The sequence below is a fragment of the Longimicrobium sp. genome, from assembly GCF_036280135.1.
Lineage (GTDB): Bacteria > Gemmatimonadota > Gemmatimonadetes > Longimicrobiales > Longimicrobiaceae > Longimicrobium.
The window spans coordinates 1-7,359 of sequence record NZ_DASURI010000982.1 but is presented as its reverse complement, the minus strand read 5'-3'; the positions used below and the strand labels follow the sequence as shown (position 1 = coordinate 7,359).

Annotated in this window: 7 protein-coding genes; all 7 read right to left on the bottom strand. The window is 72.4% G+C overall.

Annotated features, from left to right (window positions below):
* Positions 1–2,550 (bottom strand): chromosome segregation SMC family protein (locus tag VFZ20_RS31595; protein ID WP_329687965.1); only part of this gene is annotated, 2,550 nt, incomplete at its 3' end.
* The gene (locus VFZ20_RS31590) at positions 2,547–4,079 is read right to left on the bottom strand and encodes an SPOR domain-containing protein (protein WP_329687964.1); all 1,533 of its coding nucleotides are present in this window, start codon (positions 4,077–4,079) and stop codon (positions 2,547–2,549) included. The genes VFZ20_RS31590 and VFZ20_RS31595, both read right to left, overlap by 4 nt.
* A 659-nt stretch (positions 4,080–4,738) precedes the next feature.
* Positions 4,739–5,122 carry a ribosome silencing factor gene (gene rsfS, locus VFZ20_RS31585; RefSeq protein ID WP_329687963.1) on the bottom strand — a complete coding sequence of 128 codons (384 nt, stop codon included), beginning with the start codon at positions 5,120–5,122 and terminating at the stop codon, positions 4,739–4,741.
* Between the two features lie 103 nt (positions 5,123–5,225).
* Positions 5,226–5,894, bottom strand: coding sequence for a hypothetical protein (locus VFZ20_RS31580; RefSeq protein WP_329687962.1), 669 nt, complete (start codon positions 5,892–5,894; stop codon positions 5,226–5,228).
* Between the two features lie 241 nt (positions 5,895–6,135).
* Complete coding sequence (rplI, locus tag VFZ20_RS31575) at positions 6,136–6,582, bottom strand: 50S ribosomal protein L9 (protein ID WP_329687961.1); 447 nt, start codon at positions 6,580–6,582, stop codon at positions 6,136–6,138.
* A 24-nt stretch (positions 6,583–6,606) separates the two neighbouring features.
* Complete coding sequence (gene rpsR, locus VFZ20_RS31570) at positions 6,607–6,825, bottom strand: 30S ribosomal protein S18 (RefSeq protein WP_329687960.1); 219 nt, start codon at positions 6,823–6,825, stop codon at positions 6,607–6,609.
* A 3-nt stretch (positions 6,826–6,828) separates the two neighbouring features.
* Positions 6,829–7,188, bottom strand: a complete 360-nt coding sequence (rpsF, locus tag VFZ20_RS31565) for a 30S ribosomal protein S6 (protein ID WP_329687959.1) — start codon at positions 7,186–7,188, stop codon at positions 6,829–6,831.
* Between the last annotated feature and the right edge of the window lie 171 nt (positions 7,189–7,359).

The following is a 7,359-nucleotide window of genomic DNA, read 5'->3' as shown; positions in this document are numbered from 1 at the left end:
CTCCGCCGCCTCGCTTTCCAGCGTGCGCCCGCGGTTGCGCGCGCCCTCCGCCCCGTTGCGCGCGGACGACAGGTTGCGCTCCAGTTCGCGCAGGTCGCCTTCCGCGCGGGCCACGGCCACGCGCAGCTCGCTTTCCTCGTCGCGGGCGGCTTCCCACACGGTGTCCAGCTCGCCCAGGGCGCCGCCGGCCCGCGTCTGCTCCGCCGACGCCTCGCCGGCCGCGCGCTGCAGCTCCGCCAGCCGCGCGTCCAGGGCCTGGATGCGCTCGGCGGTCTCGGCGGACAGGCGGCGGGCGTTGCCCATCCCCACGCCCACCTCCTCGCGCTCGCGGCGCAGGCGGCTCTGCTTGTGCCCGTGCGCGGCGGCCTCGGCGTCCAGCTGGCGCAGCTCGTTCTCCGTCACGCGCACGTGCTCCTCCGCCTCGCGCGCCTGCTCCTCGGCCAGGGCCAGCTGCTCGGCCAGGGCGGCGCGCTCCTGCGCCAGGCGGTCGTGGGCCACGTGCGCGTCCTCCACCTCGCCGCGCAGGCGGCCCAGGGCCTCGCGCCGGGCCAGGATGCCCTCGCCGCTGATGGGCTGGCCCAGGCGGATGACACCGCGCGGGTCCACCGTGTCGCCCAGGGCGTCCACGCGCGATCCGCCCCCGCCGTAGCCGTCCAGCGAATCCTCGCCCTGGACGACGACCAGGCCGTGGAGAAAGGTCTGCACCCACGCCGCCGCCGCGCCGTGCCCCGCCACGCCCAGGCGCGCGGCGCTGTCCGCGTCTGCCACGGCCTCGCGCACGCCGGGCGCGTCCAGGGGAAGCAGGAGCAGCGTGCCGCCGCCGTCCCACTCCTCGCGGAACCAGCGGCGCACGTGGCGCGCGGCGTTCAGGTCGCGGACGACGAGGGCCTGCAGCAGCGTGCCCAGGAACGACTCCACGGCCGAAGCCGTCGCCGCGTCCGCCGTCGTGGCGCGGACAAAGTCGGCCAGCGGACCCAGGATGCCGGGAAAGCGCTCGTCCTTGAGCCCCATCAGCGCCGTGACCGCGGGGGAAAAGCCCTCGTAGCTGCGCTCCAGCGCCTCGCGGGCCGCCACCTGCGACGAAAGCCGCGACAGCCGGTCATCCGCCCCGCGCAGCTGGTCGCGCACGGCGGACTCGCGGCCGCGCAGGACGCGGATCTCCTCGCGGGCCCGCTCCGCCGCGTCGATGGCGGCGTCCAGCCGGTCGCGCAGGGTCTCGCCCTGGCCCGTCCACAGCTCCGTCTGCTCCTCCAGCACGGACAGCTCGCGGACGAGCGCCGCCTCCTGCTCCGTCAATCGGCCGATGCGCTCCACCGCCTCCGCCTGGCGCCGCTCCGCCGCCGCGCGCTCGCCCTCGGCCGCGGCGGTCTCCCGGGCCAGCTCGCGCGACTTCGCAGCCGCCGCCTCGCTCGCCTGCCGGTGGGCGGAAAGCGTGGCCCGCAGCGTCTCGTTCTCTTCCAGCCGCTGCTCCAGCCGCTCGCGCACGCCCTCCAGCCGCGCCGCCGCGTTGCGCGCTTCGCCCTCGAGCCGCGCCGCGTCCGCCGCCAACCGCTCCGCGCGGTCGCCCAGCTCGCCGCGCTCCCGCACCAGCTGGGCGATGCGCATCTCCGCGTGGGAGCGGCGCTCGTCCGCCAGCAGGATCTCGCGCTCGCGCGTGTCCAGGCGCCGGCGCACGTCTTCCAGGCGCGCGGCCACGGCCTGCCGCTGGCGCGTGAGCTCCGCGCCCTCGATGCGCCGCTCGGAGAGGATGGCCTCGGCCGTGGCGCGCTCCGTGGCGCTCTCGCGGGCCTCGCGCTCCAGCTCGATCAAGCGCCGCGCGCCGGCCGCCAGTGCCGCCGTGAGCGCGTCGCTCTCCGCCCGGGCGATGGCCATCTCCAGGTCCAGCCGGCGCGCCTGCAGCTCCGCGTGGCGCTGCGCCTTGCGCTTTTGGCGAGACAGCGCGCGCACCTTGGACTCGACCTCCGCCACGAGGTCGTTCAGGCGGGAGAGATCCACCTCCGCCGCCTCCAGCCGGCGCTGCGCGGCCTTGCGCCGGTCCTTGTAGCGGCCGATCCCGGCGGCCTCCTCGAACATGGCGCGGCGCTCGTCGGGGCGCTCGCTGAGGATGGCGTCGATCATCCCCGCCTCGATGATCGAGTACGCGTCCGATCCGAGGCCCGTGTCGCGCAGCAGGTCGTGGATGTCGCGCAGGCGGCACGACTGGCGGTTCAGGAAGTACTCGCTGCCGCCCTCGCGAAACACCTTTCGCGCGATCTCGATCTCGCTCTGGGGAATGGGCACGGCGCCGTCCTCGTTGCCAAAGACGAGCGAGACCTCCGCGTAGTTCAGGGGGCGGCGGCGGATGGTGCCCTGGAAGATGACCTCTTCCATCTTGGCGGAGCGGAGGGCGCCCGCGCGGGTTTCGCCCAGCACCCAGCGCACGGCGTCGGCCGTGTTGGACTTGCCGCAGCCGTTGGAGCCCACGATGGCGGTCACGCCGTCGCGCAGCTCCAGCACCGTCTTGTCAGCGAAGGACTTGAAACCGTGGAGATGGAGGGAGCGAAGCTTCATTTGGGGCTTGCGGGGGGCCGGCCGGTGCGTTCCACCAGCTTCGGCTGAATGCTCGCGCCGGTCAGCAGGTTGCGCATGGGCGCGCTGCTGGCCGTGTCGCGGTAGGCGCCGGCGTACACCTTCCAGCGCTCCGTGCCGTCGGAGTAGGGCACGGGCGCCACGTACGCGGGGATGGCGCGGCTGGTGAGCGAGTCCGCCCGGGCGCGGGCCTGCGCGGCGTCGCGAAACTCGCCCAGCTCGTACGCCAGCGGCCGGTGCTGGATCAGGTCGTACCGTCCGCCCACGGACTCCTCGTCGGCCACCTTCTCGGCCACCAGGCGGTCGCGCAGGGCCAGGACGGCCGTGGTGTCGCCCGCCATGCCCGCCATCACCGTCCAGTAGGTGACGCCCTGGCGCAGCTCGGGGACGATAAAGAACTGTGCCTCGCTGAACCGGCGCGACGTGCCGGACGCGAACTCCGACGCGTCGTCCCAGCTCTGGAATCCCGCCACGTGCACGGAGTAGGGCAGGCTGGCGCCCGCCGCCGTCACGGGCCCGGCGGGGACGGGGCGCGCGGGCACGGGCGCCTTCTGCGGGACCGTCTCCGTCGTCGTGCCGGCGGACGACGCCAGCAGGTTGGGGAAGCCGGGGATGTACTGCGGCCCCAGGAAGACGAGCGCCGCCAGGATGACGAGCAGCAGCAGCACCAGGAGCAGCGGCGAGACGGCGCGCTTTTTCTTCGGTGCCTCCTCGCGGGCCCAGTCCGCCTCGGGAACGGGGATCTCCGACGCGGGCATGGGCGCGCTCTCCACCGTCGGCGGCACCACGTTGAGCTCCGCGCGGGTGCCGGGCGGCGCGTTCCACGGCGCCACGGGCTCCGGCTCGGGAAAGCGGTCCGCGGGCGAGGCAGGGCGGGGCTGCGCGGCGGCCGCGGACGCGCCGTCGCGGCGCGGGGGCGCCAGCCAGGCGCGCACGCCGAACTCGCTGGGCGCGGAGAGCGTCGTGGCGCCGTCGGCGCCGCCCAGCAGGATGGCCTCGCCGACCCATTGGCGCAGGGCCGGCAGCTCCGGCGCGTCGGAGGGGACGAACAGCAGGAGCGCTGCCTGGTTGTCGCGGAACCCGCCCACGATCTTGTCCCAGCGCGGGTTGCGCAGCACGGCGCCGGGCTCCGGCGTGTACGTGCCGGCGGAGATCAGGTAGAACCCGCGGCCGGGGACGGCGCGCGCGCTGCGGGCCAGGGACGCGCCGTAGAGGAAGATGTCGACGACGCCTTCCTGGTTGGGCATGCCGATGCGCTCGTTGAGGAACGGGTCCTCCAGGCACAGGTCCGCCAGCACGGTGCGGCGTCCGGCCGCGTGCCAGCCGGTGGCCAGCGCCACGGCGGCGTCGGCGGCCCAGTCGCGGTCCGCGCCCCGGTCAAAGACCAGCAGCACGGGGCCGGGGGCGGCCGTATCGCCGCTCACGGGCGCGGGCAGCCGCTCGAACGACGGGTCGAAGAACGTGGGCGTCGGGGCGCCCTCGGGGCCGGCGTGCGCGTGCGAATCGGTCATGGGTTCCGGGAAAGGGGCCGGGCGGTGGCGCGCCGGGGCGCGTGTGCGTGCCGGGGACTCGTTCCGTGCGGAAAGTAAAGGTGGGAGTCGTTGCGAGGCAAGCGTTTCCGGGGGACGGCGAGGGAATAGGGAATAGGGAATAGGGAACAGCCTGCAACGGCGGAACTGCGGGGTACAGGGGACGGGTTACGGGGGACAGCCGCCAACGGCAGAAGCCCCGTGCACGCACGGGGCTTCTGTCTGTCGATCCTGGGTTCCGCGCGGACGCTTCTGCTGCGGATCGGCTCCTGTGCCGGCGCCATCCCCCATCCGGAGCGAATGATGCCGATTGCGGATCTGATCCGGTGAGGCGGTCTCCAGCCGGAGCGAATGAATTCGCCGCTGGAAAGTCGCGAAGTCCGCCTGCGCGGACTGCCCCAGCAAAGGCGGGTGCGCGTGCAGCGGAGCGCCGTTCACGCGGTTGAAGCCTCGCGCAGTTTGCGAGGCTTTCCGCAGTCGTTGCGGCGGCTTCAGCCGCTCCGGCGGAGGACTGGCGAGCCGGCTGGCTCTCCAGCATCCCACCGCCCCGTCTGCCGTTGCCCGCTATTCCCTATTCCCTATTCCCTATTCCCTATTCCCTATTCCCTATTCCCTATCACCTATTCCCTGCAGTCCCCTGCCTACGCCGCCTGCGGCTCCACGCGGTGCGTCGGCGCGTCGCCCCACAGGCGCTCCAGCTGGTAGAAGTCGCGCGCGGCGGGGTGAAAGACGTGCACCACGAAGCTGAAGTAGTCGATCAGGATCCACCGGCCCCCGCGCTCGCCCTCCACGTTGAGCGGCCGGTTGCCTTCCTTCTTGAGCTCGTCCACCACGTGGTCGGCGATGGCGGCCACGTGCGTGTCGCTGGTGCCGCTGGCGATCACGAAGAAGTCCGTGGCCGAGCTGACCTTGCGCAGGTCCATCAGCACCACGTCGTTGGCCTTGCGGTCAAAGAGCAGGTCCACCGCGCGGGCCACCTCCGGCGGCAGGTCCTGGATCGGGGTGGTTGCGGGCGTGTCAGTCATCCGGTCCTGGCTCTGGCGTTCAAATCGGTCGTTTTGATGCACGGCGTCCCGCCCAACATGGGCAGGCCCGTGCACGGGGGCAAGTCGGGTGCCGCGCGGCGCCTCAGGGCCGCGGCGCCTGCGAATCCACGATGGGGTCGCCGGCGCCAAAGGGAATGCGCCGCGCCAGCCGCGATGCCATGGCGGCGACCACCTCCTCCGGGGAGCGCGGACGCTGGAGCTCCGCGTCGCGCGTGGTGCCGCTCCCCTCGGCGCGCCACGCGAGCGCGCCGTCGCGCACGTCCCACAGCACCGCGTCCACGGTAAAGGTCTGCCGCTCCGCCTCGTACGTCACGTTGGAGCCCAGCATGCTGCTTCCTTCCTCCGCGCGCACCGTGTAGCCGGCGTGCAGGTCCAGCAGGTGGTCCACGCCCAGCGCCGTGCCCACCTCGCGAAGCAGCGCGCGGTCGTACTCCCCCGAATCGGCGTGCGCCTGCAGCAGCGCGGACAGCCGGTCGGCCAGTCCCGCCGCCTCCAGCCGCGGCTGCGTCTCCTCGGGGGGAACGAAGGTGAGGCCCGGGTGCGCGCGCAGGGCCGCGGCCAGCAGTGAGTCGCCGATGACGGCGGCGTACGGGTCCGACGCCTCGTCCGTGGCGATGGGGAGAAGGGCGACCCGCTGCGCCCGCACGGGCTGCGCGGCGCGCTGGACTTCCTCGAACCCTGTCCGGATTCCCGCGGCGCAGCCCGTCGTGGGCAGCACCAGGGCCGCGGCAAGGAGCAGGCGTCGGATCATGCGTGGAACCGTCCGTTCATGTGATTGCCGATTGACGATGACACGCGGCGTGAACGCGTGAGATCGCCATCATGTGACGAGCGATGACACGGATGCGCGGAGAGCCTGGCGGGCACGCGCGGGCTCCGCGTTCTCCCTCTGCGCCTCTGCGTGAGAAAATCAGTTGCCGTTGACGTGCGAAGGGCGGCTTCCGCGCGGGAAGCCGCCCTTGCCGGAGCGGTCTGGCACCAGCCGAAAGCGATCAGCTCTCGGCGATGACCCACACCTTGATCTCCGGGCGCACCTGCGGGTGCAGGCGCACGGGCACGCTGGTCACGCCCAGCGCCTTGATCGGCTCGTCCAGCTCGATGGAGCGGCGGTCGATCGTGACGCCCTGCTCGGCCAGCTTGTCGGCGATGTCCTGCGACGTGATGCTGCCGAACAGCTTGCCTTCCTGGCCCGCACGGGCGTGGAAGGTGAGCGACACGCCCTCGATGCTCGACGCGCGCTCCTTGGCCTCGTTGAGCGTCTCGGCCTCGCGGCGGCCGCGGGCGGCCGTCTCGGCCTCCAGGCGGCGAACGTTGGCCTTGGTGGCCTCGTACGCCAGCCCCTTGGGGATGAGGTAGTTGCGGCCGTACCCGGGCTTGACCTCGACCACGTCGCCGGCATTGCCCAGGTTCTCGATGCGGTCCCTGAGGATCACCTGCATTGTCGTATCTCCTCCTTCAGGGGCTCAGGCCTCGTGGCCGGCAATGTACGGCAGCAGGGCCAGGTAGCGCGACCGCTTGATGGCGGTGCCCACCTGCCGCTGGTGCCGGGCGCACATCCCGCTGATGCGCCGGGGCAGGATCTTGCCGCGCTCCGTGATGAAGCGGGAAAGCGTCTTCTCGTCCTTGTAGTCCACGTTGCGAACAGAGCCCTCGCACATGGGGCAGGTCTTGCGTCCACGCATCGGTCAGGCCTCCGTCTCGTCTTCGGACTCTTCCTCGCGCTTCTCCACCGGCGGAACGGGCGTCGTGGGCAGGTTGCCCTCGTTCACCACCACCAGGTAGCGCAGAACCTCGTCATCCAGCTTGAGCGCGCGCTCGAACTCCGGCAGCGCCTCGCCCGGGGCACGGAAGTGCTCCACGACGTAGTAGCCGCTGGTCTGGCGCTCCACCTCGTACGCCAGCTGGCGGCGGCCCCAGTGGTCCGTCGCCGTGATCTCGCCGCCGTTGGCGCCCGTAAGCAGCCCATGGTAGCGGTCGAGCTTGTCGTTCACCTGCGCCTCTTCCAGCGAAGGGGCGAAGATGTACACGATCTCGTAGTCCCTCAAAGGTCACCAGTCCTTTGGACATGAGGCCCCGCGCCGGTGCGCGCGGAGCAGGAAAAACAAGTCTCCCCCGTTTCCGGGGGAGCAGGAGATTATAGCGGATCCGGGACAATCGTGCAACCGGTGATGACGTTCGGGTCAACCGGGACGGGACAAAGGGGTGTGGGCCCGCCC